The sequence below is a fragment of the Nitrincola tibetensis genome, assembly GCF_003284585.1.
GTDB classification, from domain to species: domain Bacteria; phylum Pseudomonadota; class Gammaproteobacteria; order Pseudomonadales; family Balneatricaceae; genus Nitrincola; species Nitrincola tibetensis.
Window position 1 is genome coordinate 224491 of sequence record NZ_QKRX01000001.1, and the last position, 15658, is coordinate 240148.

Consider the following 15658-nt stretch of genomic DNA (forward strand, 5'->3'; position numbering starts at 1 on the left):
TTAAACACTGCAGCAGATTGACCCATGCAAGGTCTTATTAGCGACCTACGCCGTAGTAGGTAAAGCCTAGTTCTCTCAAATATTGAGGTTCCCAAATGTTGCGACCATCAATAATCAGTGGCGTTTTCATGTTGGCTTTAAGTTGATCGAAATCCGGCGATGAATACTCATTCCATTCAGTAATCAGCAATAAGGCTTCACTATTTAATGTTGCTTCAATCGCTGTTTCGCAATAAATGATCTGGCTATTGGCACCAAAGTAAGTATGAAGCTCCAGCATCGCTGCTGGGTCATGGACTTTGATGACAGCACCTTGGGCTAACAAGGCTTTAATAACACGAATAGACGGTGCATTTTCAATACTGGCGATGCCAGGTTTAAATGCAACACCCCAGACGCTGATCACTTTGTCGCGAATATCACACTGATAGTGTTGCCATAGCTTTCTAAACGGCAGTTCCTTTTGCTTTTCATTTTCGCTTAGCACCATCTCAAGTAGTGTTGATCTTTGTTTATGGCTGAGAAGGTCGGCAAGGCTTTTAATACTGTGTGTAAAGTGTTGGCCACCAAATCCGCAACCAGGTTGAAGATAATGTTTGCCAACACGAACATCAGCGCTCATGCCCTGTATGACTAAATCGATATCTACCTGAAGTTGGTCTGCCAAGTTGGCTAATTCATTGATGTAGCCCAAGCGGAGGGCGAGCATACCGTTGATTGCAAATTTGGTAAACTCTGCCTCTTGCGGACTCATGAATTGAATCTGTTCCAAACCACCACTAAATGGCCTGAAAATGGCTTTTAGCAGAGGTAAGGTGCGATCAGTATCACTACCAATGATTAAAACGTCAGGATTGTTAAATTGATACAAAGCCAAGCCTTGTTGGAGTGTATCAGGGATGTACGCGATACTTTGATGCTCGGGATCAGTTAAATAACTGCGGAGTTTTTCACTTGCACCAATACCAAAATTGCTTTGGTTTATGACTAACAGGCGCTTGTTACGAGTTACTAGTTTATCAATGATGGTTTGAGCCTGATTGAACTCAGAGGGAGCCATCGCCATCCAATGAGTTTCAAATGCACAGCCTTCTTCAAATGAGCATGCAAAAAGTTGCTTTTTGTCCCGCTGCGCTTGAATGGCCGCCATCAAGCCTGGTTCATTGCAAATACTCGTATCATTGGGAATGAGCGCGGTATTATGGGTCTCGCGCACCATGTAAATATGATTGCCTTTTTCGGCTAAGCTGACAGCACTGACCCACGCCGCTAGTTCATCTCCCCATATTGCAATTTTCATGATGCTTTATCCTGATCCTTGTATTGGCAAAACTGGTTTAGTGCATGGATTTCTGTGAGCAATGCATTGGTTGCACCATCAAAATTTCCCGTCTCTTGATTCTCTATGCTTTCCAGTAATTCATTCGCCATCACTTTTCCGAGTTCCACACCCCATTGGTCAAAAGGATTGATATTCCAGATGACAGCTTGGGTATAGACCTTATGTTCGTAAAGAGCAATCAGGGCCCCAAAATTATAGGGGTTGAGTTCGTCGAGTAAAAAGGTAGTGCTGGGTTGGTTACCTGGGTAACGCTTGTGCGCTGGAGCGGTTTCAGCTTGCTTAATAACATCATCACCCAGTGCTAGCGTGCGAGATTGGGCTAAACAATTTGCCAGTGCAAGGCGATGTTGCTTTTTCAGTTCATCGCTGTGTTCATCGTATCTTCGTGCGGGCAGTATAAAGTCACACATGACTCTTTCTGTTCCCTGATGGAGGAGTTGATAAAATGCATGTTGCGCATTTGGGCCAACCTCACCCCACAAAACGGGGCAGGTACGTCTTGTCACCGGTTCACCGGATTGGGTAACTGATTTGCCATTACTTTCCATTTCAAGCTGCTCTAGATAAGCAGGCAAATGTGCTAAACGACCATCATACGGAAGAATTGCATGCGCATGGATATCTAAAAAGTTAATGTTCCAAATTTCTGTTAACGCGAGCAGTACAGGGAGATTGCGCTCAAACGGCGTATTTCTGAAGTGCTTGTCCATGCTGTGGGCACCATCGAGAAGCTGGCGAAAGCCCTCCATGCCAATTTTGAGTGCTATGGGTAATCCAATCGCTGACCAAAGTGAATAACGTCCACCGACCCATTGTGCAAAGTGGAGCTGATTTTCACAAGGAATGCCCCACTCATTGGCTTTATCAGGCACTGCCGTCACGCCGATAAAGTGTCGCTTCATCAATAAAGCATCATCAAGACCACTGGCATTGCACAGCCACTCTCTTGCAGTTGCACCATTGGCTAGGGTATCAATTGTCGTAAACGACTTAGAGGCCAAGATGAAGAGGGTGTTAGCAGGGTTGAGATGATCAAGCACTTCAGCTAGCTGACTTCCATCCATGGAAGAGACAAAAATAAACTCCAGCTTTTGCTCTGTTGTTGCTTTAAATTCTGCCAAGGCTTTGCAGGCCATCATAGGCCCTAGGTCTGATCCTCCAACACCAATATTAACAATCGTAGTAATCGGCTCACCTGAGAAACCACGCCACTGCCCAGCATGAATTTGAGTAACAATTTCTTTCATGCGCTCAAGGCTTTCATAGACTTCATCGATAACATTACGGCCTTGATATTCGATTTGAGTCGACTTGGGGGCTCGAAGGGCCGTATGCAATGCAGGGCGCTGCTCGGATTGGTTGACTATGTCACCTTCGAATAAGCGCTCAATCTGTCTGGTTAATTCCGAAACCTCAGCGAGCTCTGTTAGTTGTTTAAAGGTTTCAGGCAAGATTCGCTGTTTTGAAAAGTCCAACAATAAATGATCATGACGGTGCTTTAATGAGTGAATGCGTGCTTCATCCTTGAGTAACTCTTTCAAATGAAGGGACTTCATTTCCTCAGCATGTTCGCTGAGTCGTTGCCAAGCGTTTTCTATCGTCATAGTCCTATTACTCCACTCTCGATTTAGAGAGACTTCAGGAAGGATTGCACCGCATCTTTGGTTTCTGGGTGTTGAAGTCCAAACGCAATATTGGCCTGTATTAATCCTGCTTTATTGCCGCAGTCATATAGGTTGCCGCGCATGGAGTAGGCCTGAAGCTTCGATTCTTTCAACAAGGATTCTAATGCATCGGTTAATTGAATTTCACCACCAGCACCGGGTGTCGTGTGCTGTAAAATTTCCATCACACGTGCAGGCAGTATGTAACGGCCTACAATAGCGAGATTAGATGGAGCTTCAGCAGCCTTGGGTTTTTCGATCATGCCGATGATATTGGTTGATTCGCCGGGTTGGATGCTCACACCTGCGCAGTCAACAATGCCATAGCGCTCAACCTGTTCTACCGGAACCGCTTCTACCATGATTTGACCAAGTCCAGACCCTTCGTAAGCGGCTACCATTGAGGTCATGTCACCCGTTGTTTGACTGTTATCAATCAACATATCTGGGAGCATCACAGCAAAATCATCGCTGCCTATAACGCTGGCCGCGCACAATACAGCATGACCTAAACCCAGTGCTTTGGGTTGACGGACACTGATGACTGAAACGTCGGCAGGTAAAATATGGCGGACGCTATTGAGCAGCTCCACTTTTTGCTTCCGTTCTAGCTCCGCTTCAAGTTCATAGTGATGATCAAAGTGATCTTCAATCGCATTTTTACCGCTGCGAGTGACTAAGACAATCTCTTTGAATCCGGCAGCAATAGCTTCTTCGACCACATGCTGGATAACGGGTTTATCCACAACCGTCAGCATTTCTTTTGGAATGGCTTTGCTGGCTGGCAGTACACGTGTTCCTAAACCTGCCACTGGAATCACAACTTTACTTAACATCTGCTTATATCCTTAATTGTTTAATGTGGTCGTTTGGATGATCCATCGTCTGTTAATTCATCGCTCCAGAGATCAGGCTCTGGAGATAGCGGAATTTGATAGCCCTCACTTGCCCATTCTCCTAGGTCAATGAGCTTGCAGCGTTCACTGCAAAAGGGACGCCAAGGATTACTGACATCATATAGGGTTGGCGTTTCGCATTGCGGGCATTTAATCTGTTTCACAGGCATCTCTAGAAATTTTTTGTATAGTCTTTGATAATGAAAGTTGCTGTAAGGTGCTATGAAGGTCTGCCAACTGTTGATGAAGTTCGGTTAATGTCTGGCGGTTATCGATTACAAAGTCGGCACGACTGAGGCGATCTGTGCGGCTCAATTGTTGTTCCATGATTTTTTGGATGGACTCAATTGTTGCCTGATCGCGTGAAGAACTGCGCTCAAGTTGGAGTGCTTCTGGAACGTCAATGACGACAACCTTGTCGACGAGTGTCCATTGATCGGTTTCAAGCAAAAGGGGAGACACTAAAACAACATAGGGCGATGAGCTAGGGGCTTGAAGATCCGTTAAAATCTGGCTGCGAATCAACGGGTGTAATAACGCTTCAAGCCAGTCTTTTTCTTGAGGGTGATCAAAGATTACACTTCTTAGGTAGCGTCTGTTTAGATGTCCATCTTTGTCTACTGAGTTTTCGCCGAAATGCGCTGCAATTTGAGCAAGCGCAAACGAACCTGGCGCAACCACGAGCCGAGCAACTTTATCGGCATCAATAACTGAAACTCCGAGCGTTTCCAAATAGTCGGCTGCTGCGGTTTTTCCACTTCCAATGCCACCAGTAAGTCCTACAACCCAGTTCATGATATTCCTTTCATTTTACACACTAAGCCAATATTACCTCAATTTTTCCTGAGTATCATCACTGCATGCATATCCTAAGGGTTCAGTGGTAGAATTTTGTTCTTTTGGGTTTAATGGCCGCTCATGAGTAATACACCTGATCTATTAAAAGGCCCACTGCGTCCTGTATTAGTACAAATGACCGTACCAATGATGTTTGGTATTGTCAGTTTAATGCTCTTTAACTTGGTGGACATCTGGTTTGTAGGCTTGTTGGGCACTCAAGAAATGGCAGCTCTTGCGTTCACCTTTCCAGTTTCGTTTGCGATTGTCAGCTTGGCGATAGGTCTTGGCATAGGTATGTCCGCGACGCTAGCGCGACGAATTGGCCGTGGCGAGACCGATACGGCTGCGGCAATGGCGACCGATACACTATTAATGACCTTTATCCTGATGATGTTTGTTGGCATTTTGGGGCAGTGGGCGATTGATCCTGTTTTTGTGTTAATGGGGGCTGATGAAGCTTTGCGGCCACTGATTCATGATTACATGCAGATTTGGTTCGCGGGCTCTGTTTTCATGGTGATGAACATGGTCTGCAACAGTATCTTTCGAGCGAGAGGGGACACACGCCGCTCAGCGATGGTGATGCTGATTGCGTCTGCACTGAATTTGATATTAGATCCTATTTTGATCTTTGGCCTAGGTCCGATTCCGGGGCTTGGTATTAAAGGAGCTGCGTTAGCCAGTGTTTTGGCTTGGGCGATGACTACGGTAATTGTTATCAGTATTTTACTTCAGCGCCGCCAACTCAAGTGGAGTCCTATGGACTCGATTAGTGTCATGTTCCGACATTGGGGGGAGGTGCTCTCAATCAGTATTCCAGCCGCGTTATCCAATATAACGACACCTGTAGCAAATGGTGTGCTGACGGCCTTAGTTGCCAGTCATGGTGCGGCAGCCGTGGCAGCCTTTGGCGTGGGTAATCGTTTAGAATCTTTGTCTTTGCTGGTGTGTTTGGCACTGTCTATGACCTTACCGCCACTGATTTCTCAAAATTACGGCGCTGGCCAGATTGCTCGTGTTAAAAAAGCCTATTCGAGTGTGATTCGATTTGCATTGTGTTGGCAGTTAGGTCTGTACTTGCTCTTCATCATCATAGCCGAGCCTGTTTCGAATTGGTTTACATCAGATCCAGATGTGGCCTATTGGATCAAAATCTGGATTTTGATTGTTCCCGTTGGCTTTGGTTTTCAGGCGACAACCTTTCTTAGCGCATCGACGTTTAATGCTTTGCATCAACCCCTTAAGGCGCTTTGGATTAGCTTGATTCGCTTATTCCTGTTGTATTTGCCTTTGGGGTGGCTCGGAAACTATTTTGGTGGGCTAGAGGGGATGTTTGCAGCGCTGGTTTTAGCCAATGTGCTGACGGCTGTGCTGGCGTGGTATTGGGTGAGGCATCATTTACAGAGACTCATGCAGCCTGTGTAGACAACCCTATCTAAGACTGGCTGATAGGGTTGTCATAGGCTTAATGACTTAGGACAACAAAGGATCGCTTACGTTGAAAACGTGAATAGCCATCATGGTGAGAATGCCCGCCATGACTAAGTAATACAGCGTTGGAATAATGGTCATGCGAATGGTTTGCCCTTCGCGTCCAAGCAGTCCTACGGTTGCCGATGCGGCGACTATATTGTGTATCGCGATCATATTGCCTGCAGCAGCGCCGACGGCTTGTGCGGCGATCAGGAGTGCACTGGATACACCAATAAGGTGTGCTGTATCAAATTGGAATTGAGCCATCATCAAGTTCGAAACCGTATTTGACCCTGCGATGAAGGCACCCAATGCACCTACGCTGGCGGCGAAGAAGGGGTATACATCTCCGACACTGTGGGCCACGAACTCGGCCATGGCTCTTGGCATTGAGGGTAAGTCCGCCAAATTCACGCCCGAGTTGATGAGAATCCGGACCATTGGGATGGTGAAAATCAAAACAAATCCTGCGCCTAACAGCGTTTTTGATGATTCGCTGATCGCTGAACCTAGCTCAGGCAAGCGCATCCTGTGCAGTAAGACGGTTGCAAGGACGATGAGCACCATGATGCCTCCGGGTAAGTACAGAAATTGAATGCTTCCCGAAACGCCTGCTTCTCCCAGAATATTAGACCATCCTAAGACTAGGTTTTGAGTAAAAAAAGCTTTCACATCACTATTTACACGTGATAAAACCAGCAAGGCTGCGAGTAAAATATAGGGAAGCCAAGCCAACCATAGGTTCATTGGGCGCTTTGCCGTTAAGCTATCGAGCTTAATTTCTATATTCCCCATCCAGTTTACGGGCCAGTGTTTCGCCTCTGCAAAGTCCCAACCTTGTTTTGGAATCAAAAATCCTGCTTTCGCTGCTGGAACAACGATTAGAAGCCCAACCAATGCACCAATCATGGACGGGAACTCAGGGCCTAGGAAAATTCCAGCCGCAGCATAAGGAATCACGAATGCAAGCCCTGCAAAAATAGCAAAGGGAGCAATTGTTAGCCCTTCTTTCCAAGAGCGTTTTTCGCCAAAGAAACGGGTCAGCATGATACACATGAACAGTGGCATCAAGATACCAATGACGGCATGAATGATGGCAACTTCTGAGGTGATCAGTCGATAAAATGTGTCCCAATCTGAGCCTTGAGCAATCAGAGTTTCGGTAATGCTTGCTCTATCAAGTCCACCCGATACGCCGACAACAATCGGTGTGCCAACGGCACCAAAAGACACAGGTGTTGATTGGATCATCATTCCGATCATAACGGCAGCGAGTGCTGGAAAACCTAAAGCCACTAAAAGTGGAGCAGCAACGGCTGCGGGTGTTCCAAAACCAGAAGCGCCTTCAATAAAGCAACCAAATAACCACGCAACAATAATGACTTGCACTCTGCGATCTGGGCTGATATCGGAAAATCCGCCACGAATGGCAGTGATTGCTCCAGAGTGCTTAAGTGTATTGAGGAGTAAAATTGCTCCAAAAATAATCCAAAGAATCGATCCCGTCAGGATGAGTCCCTGAAGGGTGGAGGCGAGGACACGATTCAGGGTCATATCCCAAGCGGTGAGTGCAATCGCTGCTGTCATTAAGAATACAACAGGCATTGCGCGCTTTGCGGGCCAATGCAAGCCGACCAAAAGGATGGCCGCTACTATCAGCGGGGCAAAGGCCAAGAGAGAAAGCCATGTTTGACTCATGCTTAATTCCCGTTAATTAATGTTTATTTTGTAAATTGGTATTACCAATTTTTCCGGTTTAAGTTGGCTAGAGTAGGTGCATGTTTAGGGGGAGTCAACCAAATAACGTTGATCTACGACTTATGTATAAAAACTTTTGCAGTTAACACTAAAGTCACGCTAGAGTAATAAATCGACTGGTACTATGCTTAGGAAGAGCAAATAAGATGGTATACGCCTTTAATTATCTGACTAAGCGTGTTCTTATTGATCGAGTAATACAAAAAGACAAAAATTTACAATGGGATGTGAAATATGACAAAAAGAGTAGCTTTGGTAACTGGTGGTACAGGTGGCATTGGAACAGCAATTTGTAGAACGCTGGTTGATGCTGGTTTTCGTGTTGTTGCTGGATACAACAGCGGCGGTAATCATGACAAAGCAAAAGAGTGGCAAGAAGAGCAACGTAAAGATGGATACGAGATCGACGTTGCTTACGGAGATGTCACCAACGCTGAGTCCTGTGCTGCTTGTATTGAGACAGTAAAAGAGTTAACCGGAGGTAGTGTCGATGTCTTAGTAAACAATGCTGGTATTACGCGTGACGGTATGTTCAAGAAGATGAGCTGGGAGCAGTGGAACGAGGTACTAAGTGCAAATCTTGACAGTATGTTCCACATGACTCGCCTTGTGATCAATCCTATGCTCGAAAAAGGTTTTGGTCGTATCATCAATATATCGTCTGTGAATGCCCAGAAAGGACAGTTTGGTCAGTGTAACTACTCTGCTGCAAAAGCAGGTATTCACGGATTCACTAAGGCCCTAGCACAAGAAGTTGCGGCGAAAGGCATCACAGTGAATACAGTATCTCCTGGTTATATTATGACGCCAATGGTGGCTAAAATTGCAGAGGAGGTTCAACAAAAGATTTGTTCAACTATTCCAGTGGGTCGCTTCGGTACTCCTGAGGAAATTGCTCGAGCGATTGCATTTATTGCGGATGAGAGCTCTAGCTATATCACTGGATCTGATTTGTCGATTAACGGCGGATTGCATATGAGCTAATTCGACTTAGTCGAATGGTTAAAATGAAGCCCGGTATTACCGGGCTTCATTCATATAGCAAAACGTTTAATAACTTGCTTCAGTTAAAGAATGTTCTTGAGTCAACTCATAGAACCTTTCTTCAATCTCATTGAATTGCCATGAAAAGCTCACAAACGACCACTCAGTGATTAAGTCAGTCACGTCTGCATCGTGAGAAAGGCTAGATGCCGAATCTAATGAGTCTTGTAAGCGTTGCATTTGATAAGCCATTCGAAGCGTTTCATCCTCTTCAGGTGAGGGTTGTTGCTTCAGTATTTCTAAGCGAATACAAACGAGTCGAGCTTCTTCTTGGGCGCTCGTCAGTAAAGTGTCTAAGGCATCAGGATTTTCTAGCAAGCCTTCAACGCGTTTAATCCTCCCTGTAAAGCCTTCGACCACAGGAGCTGGGAGTGATGTGCTCTTAAGCGTATTGAGTGCTTCTAGGCATAGTTCAGGGGTTAGGGTGCTCTCAGCGTAGAGGACCTCAGTATTCTCACAAAGAGCAGCCATGTGTTTGAGCAGTTGCAAATGTTGCTGATGCTGTTTTTGGCGCTGATTGGCCACCTGTTTTGCTTTTTCATTGTCTTGACGCTGAGTCTGTTTTAAATGAGCGAAAACAGCATCGCTGATTTCACGCAACTCAAGCCATAAGCGTCGCTCTAGACTATGAAAGGTCGTGCCAACGGTTTTCCATTGTTGTTGCAAGCGTTTTACTTGTTCTGCTGCTTCACGTTTATCTTCTAAGTCAAGAAGTTCTCTTGCCTGCTCTAACAGGTTCTTTTTCGCCTCAGCACAGGATTCTTTCTGAGCATTAATTTTGGTATCAATCTGCGAAATGAGCTCATTGAATTGCTGTTGAACCAGTTTACCTGGAGATCGATCGACCGGTGTGAAGCGTTTCCATTCTTGTTTTGCTGTATGTGCGATTTGGTCTATGGCTTTCCAGTCAGGGGCGGTCCAGTCTAAATGCTGGAAATAATCGCTAAGGTATTCACAGATTGCTTTTCGTTGCGATAAATTCCAAGCACGCTCCTGACTTAAACGCTTAAAGTGTTCATCACACGGTTTGTAGGCTTCTTGGGATGCCTGATGGAAACGTTGCCAAAGCTCGCGTGAATGTTGAGCCCCTTGTTGATCTAGCTGCTTCCATTCTTTTTGAAGCTCTTTAATGCTTTCTGCCAAAACAGAAGGTTCTAGGCTAGCGTTCTCTGCCAAAGCCTCCATCTGTAGGCAAAGCTGCTCTTTCTTAGCCTGAGTAGCAAAGGATTGCCATTCTAATAGTTCATTGAGCCTTGCAATCTCTGATTTGAATGACTTTTCAATGCGAGCAGATATGACTTGATCATTCAAATAGGGAGTCAGTTCATCTATGACACTCTGAGCATTCAGCGTTTCACCTGCATTGATAAAAGCGGTTAACTGGTCTAGCTTTTTACTTGCAAGTGCGAGCGCTTCGCTGTTTTTTGTCTGTGTTTGTTCCAAGGCTTGCTTCAGTGTCGATTGCGTTTGTTCTAGTTGTTGAAGCAGCAGTGGCAGAGGCAAATTGGATGGCCATGCAATCTGCTTAATGATTTTTTGAATGCGTTTGAGTTGTTTTTCCTGCTCAATATCACTTGTTGGCAGTGCGAATAACTCGTCGTTATTAGGAGAATGCTGTTGATAGCGTGCAAGCAGATCAAGCTGTTGTTGAGCTAGCTCAAGGAGCTTAGGAATATCCTGCTTGTAGGTCAGAATTCTCAATACTTTATTCAGCTCGTTTTGCTGGGTGTTGAGTTCAGATAAGGGGTTGGCTTCCAATTGAATCTGTTGCGTCAAGCTTGAAACTAGAACATTGAGTCCATTCAAATGCGCCTCGCAAGAGGCTCTTAATTGATCAGATTGACGTTTATTCTCTTGTATGGCGGCTTCTTCCTCTTGGAGGGTCGCCAAATACGCATTTGCTTTGGATACCAAGGTCTGATAGTCATCATTTTGGGTATCTAAATTGAGATTTGACCACTCATCTGTTAAGGATTTAAGACGAGTGACGAAGTGCAGCTTATCCTGCCCATCAACAAGGTTTGAGAAGCTTTTTAACAATTCATTTTGTTTGTTCTGCTTAGCCTGCGCAGCCATTAGGGCTTCAGCATGAGCATTTAAAGCGTCTTTTGTGATTCTAAAGACGACTTTGTCGTGGCCTTTTGACTGTTTGTTCACTTCCTCAAGTTCAGGAATATTCGTCAGTGCCGATGCTGCTTGCTGGCGAGTCGATGCTAAAGGCGATTTTAGCGCGAGTGTCGCTAATGAAGACTGGTGAGCGACATATTTGAATAAGGTGTCATGGACAGCGGGCGCTTGGCTCTCAAGCAAAAGTGTGACCAATATTTCGTGCGTCTCAGGTGTTAGTTGAGATTTGGCGCCTTTAATTTGCCCCGTCATAACAAGTGCCTGACTCAAGCGTGTGAGCAGTAAAGCCATGACATCAGTATCGGTTTCGGATAACAGGAGTTTGGCAAAGACAGAGAGGCTGTCTATCTTGGAGATAGCCGATTTCCTTACCTCAGCGGAGGGGTCTTGCTGTGCAAGATTGACGAGTGTTTCAAATTCATCAGCATTTTGAGCGTTGAGCTGATTGACTGCACGTGATCTGATCGTTGCATCAGAGTGTCGCCATTTGGGCCTAAACAGATTTAAAAACATCAATTACCCCAGCCGGTATGGGGATACCGACAGTCCATAAAAAGTTAAAGCAAAGGGACGGTATTCTAACGGTGGCAGGTGCTGCATTAAAAGCCCTGAAGCCCATGCAAACAAAATTAAGTTTAATACAAGGGTCTTTTCCGAGGCGATAGTGTGTCTTCTAGGGCTCAAACCGTCAAGTCGACATGTTGTATTGTTCCGACACTGCCATCCTCTGATAAGTAAATACCCGTGGATTGGATCATACCTAAAAGGCTAGAATCGCCCGATTGTAAGAGTGAAAAAGGCGTTTTGGCATTTCCTAAGTAAATCGCACCAATTCCCGCTTCAGAAAGAGTCATTAACTGCTGTGAGTCTGAGTTTCCTGGGTGTACCCATAGTTTTAAATGCTGAAAGACCGCATCGCTTTCGTCTATCCAGCCATTATTATCATCGTCATAGGCTGCTAACTCATTAAATCCGTCACCCGTGATAGCACCAAACAGTTCGCTGCCATCGTTGATGATACCATCATTGTTTTTATCAAGCGCTAAGAATGCGCTATTCGCCCCAAGACTTGGAATTAAATTAGGGTGTCCATCCAGTGTTAAATCAAATTCAAAGCGTGTTTCAGTTAACTCAGCAGAGTTTCCGTTAAAGTTGATCACCAAGGGGTCGGTTAGATTTTGTCCCACGCGCAGCATAAAAGAATTGTGCTGGACTAATTCTCGGCTTAAATTGAGTTGCAAGCTTATATCAATGCTGCGCCCATCTGCTGTTTTTACAAGGCCAGTTGCCTTGAAATGGGTATTTTCTGCTTGATAGAAGGTTTCTTCGCGATGATACTGAAAACTAAAGGATTCTACTTGAGGTGTCGTGATTGTCGGTAAGGGTTGAGATGGCAGTTCTAGATCGAGCTTGAAAGAGCGAGCATCAAAGAGTTGCATTTTAAATTCTTTCCCCGTCAGAGATTGCATCAACTGCTGAATAAGGAGAAGACGAACACGATCATCAGACGACAGCTCTAGACGAAAGGGGGCATCCGCTGAGGTGTTGGTCGTGTTTGCTGTATTTGCCATCGGTTGACTCTGAAGGCTGGCAAGGCGCCGTTCATCGGGCTCCAGTTGGCTTTCGCTAAAACGTTTGCGAAGATCCGAATAGGTGAGTAGCTCTTTGCTAGTAAAGTTAGTGGAGCGAGTGAGACTGGTACGTTGAGTCGACTCTTCCCCTTGGGCGTTGGTTTGTCTGCGCTCAGTGGTGAGCGTTTCGGTGCGCTCATAGCGAGTTTGACTGGCATGGCCAGAGTTCATATTTATCTGGCTGGCTTCAATACGCATAAACCGCTCCTCATCCTCTTTGGGTTTGGGTGTTTATTTCAAGGGGCTGCCCTCATTCATTGATTAGGTATCGGCCAGATTGCAGAAATCTAAAGCGGCTTTTTTAAAAGAGTTGGCGTTTAGAATGTCAGTCAATTAAGAGGTTGAGTTCACCGTCAACATAGAACCATTGGTTGTTTTCAAAGCGAAAGCGTGAAGTCTCATGAAGGGTACCTGAGTCTTCGGGCGTTTCGAAGGATGCTTTGAATTCAACAATACCCTCGGAGTCTCCGATTTGACCCAGTTGTGTCGATATAATCTCAAGCTTTGTCCAAAGAGTGATTTGCGTTTGCTCGTTCAAAATTTCTTGATCTTCGGGCTGGCGTTTTTCTGGTGCGGTGGTGTGAATTAAGTAGTCAACCGCTCCAATGCTAAAGGCCGTATAACGCGAACGCATTAAGGCCTCCGCCGTTTTAGCAGGGCGATAGCCATTAATGGCGGGTGCGCAGCACATCATAAAGGGTTTTCCCGACTGGCAAGGACAGGCTTGTTCAGTATTGTTTTGATCTTGCATCATGAGGATGATCCTATGTCGGTTAACTGGTAATCTACACAGATTAACACGACGATAAATCCAGATACATCTTATGGGCATTCAAATTAAGTAGACGTTATGGCTATAACAGAACCTCTAACATTCCTCTTTCATGATTACGAAACGGGCGGTGTGGATCCTAAACGAGACAGGCCTTTGCAGTTTGCTGCTATTCGCACGGATGAGCATTTCAATATAATTGAAGAGCCTATCATGCTCTATGCAAAAATCTGTGATGACTATATTCCACACCCAAAGGCCTGCCTGATTACGGGCATTACACCTCAAAGAACCTTAGAAGAAGGCTTGTGTGAGGCAGAGTTTATTTCGCGTATTCATGCAGAAATGGCGCGCCCCGGAACCTGTGCGCTGGGGTACAATAGCATACGTTTTGACGACGAAGTCACCCGCAATACGCTGTATCGAAATTTTTTCGATCCCTATGCGCGCGAGTGGCAAAACAATTGCTCTCGCTGGGACATTATTGACAGTTTGAGGCTAGCAAGGGCTTTGCGGCCGGATGGTATTATTTGGCCAGCCTATGCCGACGGTTCACCGAGTTTGCGCTTAGAAGACCTGACTCAGGCAAATGGCATCGGCCATGATCAAGCGCATGATGCTTTATCAGACGTTTATGCAACGATCGCCATGGCTAAGTTGTTAAAAGAGAAGCAGCCGCGTTTGTTTGATTTTGTCTTCCAGAATCGCTCCAAGCAAACAGTGCAAAAGAGCCTAGATGTTGCGAATATGAAGCCATTTCTTCATGTATCTTCAAGGTACCCTGTCACTCTGGGAAACTTAGCGATTGTTGCCCCCTTGGCGTACCATCCTATTCAATCCAATGCGGTGATTACCTGGGATCTTCGTTGTGATCCGACGCCTTTATTGGATTTAGATGTTAATGAGCTGCATAGGTTACTTTACGCACCTAGAGAGACCTCAGAGGAGCGTGTGCTCGGTTTGAAGCTAGTTCACCTGAATAAGTGTCCTATTGTGGCACCGGCAGGAATGTTGAACGCAGAGGAAGCACAGCGCTATGGCATAGAGGGGGCCGTGTGTCGTCGTCATTTATCCATTTTGCGTCAAGCCACGCAGATTCAGCCTAAGCTCAAAGCGCTTTATGAGATCAATACATTTGTCCCAGAAAAAGATCCTGATCATATGCTGTATTCAGGTGGTTTTTTCAGTCCACACGATCGTCATTTAATGGATAAAATCCGCCAGTTCAGTGCAGATGAATTGATCGGTTTGCAGTTACCTTTTCAGGACCCGCGTTTAGAAGAGATGCTGCTACGATACAAAGCGCGAAACTTCCCCTACACATTGGATTCTAATGAGCAGCAGCGTTGGGAGGAACACCGAAGTCAGCGCTTGTTAGGGCCTGAAAATGAAGGGTGTTTAACCTTGACGCAAGCATTTGATGAAATGAATAGAATTGCGACAGAAACAGAGTTATCAGAGCGTGAAATGAGTATTTTAGAAGACTTGGCGGCTTACATAGAATCTGTTTATCCAATGGAGTTTTAGTGTGTTTAAAGGGGGGTCAGCAGGCTGGGTAATGCTTGTGATTGCTGTTCCATGTTTTGCTCAGCAATCGCAGCCTATTCCTTATCAGGTAACGTATCCAGAAGGTTTTTCCGTGGGGACGCATCATGGTCGGGATGTCTTCGAGGGACGTGATTGGGGGGCATTTGATCCAGAAATTATGCCGGAGTTATACAATGATGTTGAAGATGAGCAGGCTCCCAGTGTCCAAGTTATTATGTATTCAGAGCCTGAAGAAATTAATGAAATTTTAGTGGATGAGGTTGAGGCAGTTATCTCCTTAGAGGGAGAGGATCTTGTCTACCAAGAAATACAGGATGATCTTTATGAGCAAGCCTGTGCCTTGGTTCCTGAAGGGGTGGAGTGCGATCCATTACTAGGTTTTCAAGGTGATTTAACCTTTGGTGATGATGAGAGTTCTGCGACACCCTCAGCGCCTGTAATACCCACAGACAGTGAACAAGAGGAACTTGATGCTCTTAGCCGATTTCAAGCGCTGGAAGAAGGGTTTACGCCAGACTTCGATCGTTTGTTTGATTAAAGTCCGGCGTTAAAGAAAATGAGCC

Annotated in this window: 13 protein-coding genes; 4 read left to right on the plus strand and 9 right to left on the minus strand. The window is 45.5% G+C overall.

Annotated features, from left to right (window positions below):
• Positions 1-37 precede the first annotated feature (37 nt).
• The 5 genes from DN062_RS01125 to coaE are packed head-to-tail and all read right to left on the minus strand — an operon-like array spanning position 38 to position 4697.
• Entirely contained in the window at positions 38-1300 is a 1263-nt protein-coding gene (locus DN062_RS01125; protein WP_112156746.1) for a nucleotide sugar dehydrogenase, read from the minus strand.
• A complete protein-coding gene (gene pgi / locus DN062_RS01130; protein ID WP_112156748.1) occupies positions 1297-2946 on the minus strand; it encodes a glucose-6-phosphate isomerase in 1650 nt (549 codons plus the stop codon). The genes DN062_RS01125 and pgi overlap by 4 nt, the downstream gene beginning before the upstream one ends.
• 23 nt (positions 2947-2969) lie before the next feature.
• Positions 2970-3842: a UTP--glucose-1-phosphate uridylyltransferase GalU gene (gene galU, locus DN062_RS01135; protein WP_112156750.1), complete on the minus strand. Its 873-nt coding sequence runs from the start codon at positions 3840-3842 to the stop codon at positions 2970-2972.
• 20 nt (positions 3843-3862) lie between these two features.
• Positions 3863-4072, minus strand: a complete 210-nt coding sequence (locus DN062_RS01140; protein WP_112156752.1) for a DNA gyrase inhibitor YacG — start codon at positions 4070-4072, stop codon at positions 3863-3865.
• A complete protein-coding gene (gene coaE / locus DN062_RS01145) occupies positions 4053-4697 on the minus strand; it encodes a dephospho-CoA kinase (protein ID WP_193483865.1) in 645 nt (214 codons plus the stop codon). The genes DN062_RS01140 and coaE overlap by 20 nt, the downstream gene beginning before the upstream one ends.
• A 123-nt stretch (positions 4698-4820) precedes the next feature.
• On the opposite strand from coaE, the gene DN062_RS01150 reads away from it, so the two are divergent.
• Positions 4821-6167 carry an MATE family efflux transporter gene (locus DN062_RS01150; protein ID WP_239995646.1) on the plus strand — a complete coding sequence of 449 codons (1347 nt, stop codon included), beginning with the start codon at positions 4821-4823 and terminating at the stop codon, positions 6165-6167.
• A gap of 48 nt (positions 6168-6215) precedes the next feature.
• Here the strand turns inward: DN062_RS01150 and DN062_RS01155 are convergent, their stop codons facing one another.
• Positions 6216-7913, minus strand: coding sequence for an L-lactate permease (locus DN062_RS01155; RefSeq protein ID WP_112156756.1), 1698 nt, complete (start codon positions 7911-7913; stop codon positions 6216-6218).
• A gap of 294 nt (positions 7914-8207) precedes the next feature.
• Between DN062_RS01155 and phbB the strand changes: the two genes are divergently transcribed.
• The gene (gene phbB / locus DN062_RS01160; RefSeq protein WP_112156758.1) at positions 8208-8957 is read left to right on the plus strand and encodes an acetoacetyl-CoA reductase; all 750 of its coding nucleotides are present in this window, start codon (positions 8208-8210) and stop codon (positions 8955-8957) included.
• Between the two features lie 66 nt (positions 8958-9023).
• Here phbB and DN062_RS01165 read toward each other — a convergent pair whose 3' ends face one another.
• The 3 genes from DN062_RS01165 to DN062_RS01175 all read right to left on the minus strand — a co-directional run bounded on the left by DN062_RS01165 (position 9024) and on the right by DN062_RS01175 (position 13529).
• Entirely contained in the window at positions 9024-11657 is a 2634-nt protein-coding gene (locus DN062_RS01165; protein ID WP_112156760.1) for a DUF349 domain-containing protein, read from the minus strand.
• Positions 11658-11824: 167 nt separating this feature from the next.
• Positions 11825-12973 carry a hypothetical protein gene (locus tag DN062_RS01170; protein WP_112156762.1) on the minus strand — a complete coding sequence of 383 codons (1149 nt, stop codon included), beginning with the start codon at positions 12971-12973 and terminating at the stop codon, positions 11825-11827.
• 127 nt (positions 12974-13100) lie between these two features.
• Positions 13101-13529 carry a YchJ family protein gene (locus DN062_RS01175; RefSeq protein ID WP_112156764.1) on the minus strand — a complete coding sequence of 143 codons (429 nt, stop codon included), beginning with the start codon at positions 13527-13529 and terminating at the stop codon, positions 13101-13103.
• Positions 13530-13625: 96 nt separating this feature from the next.
• Here DN062_RS01175 and sbcB point away from each other — a divergent pair, with 96 nt between their 5' ends.
• Together sbcB and DN062_RS01185 are read left to right on the plus strand one after the other, a co-directional pair.
• Positions 13626-15074 carry an exodeoxyribonuclease I gene (sbcB, locus tag DN062_RS01180; RefSeq protein ID WP_112156766.1) on the plus strand — a complete coding sequence of 483 codons (1449 nt, stop codon included), beginning with the start codon at positions 13626-13628 and terminating at the stop codon, positions 15072-15074.
• Between the two features lies 1 nt (position 15075).
• The gene (locus DN062_RS01185; RefSeq protein WP_112156768.1) at positions 15076-15633 is read left to right on the plus strand and encodes a hypothetical protein; all 558 of its coding nucleotides are present in this window, start codon (positions 15076-15078) and stop codon (positions 15631-15633) included.
• Positions 15634-15658 lie beyond the last annotated feature (25 nt).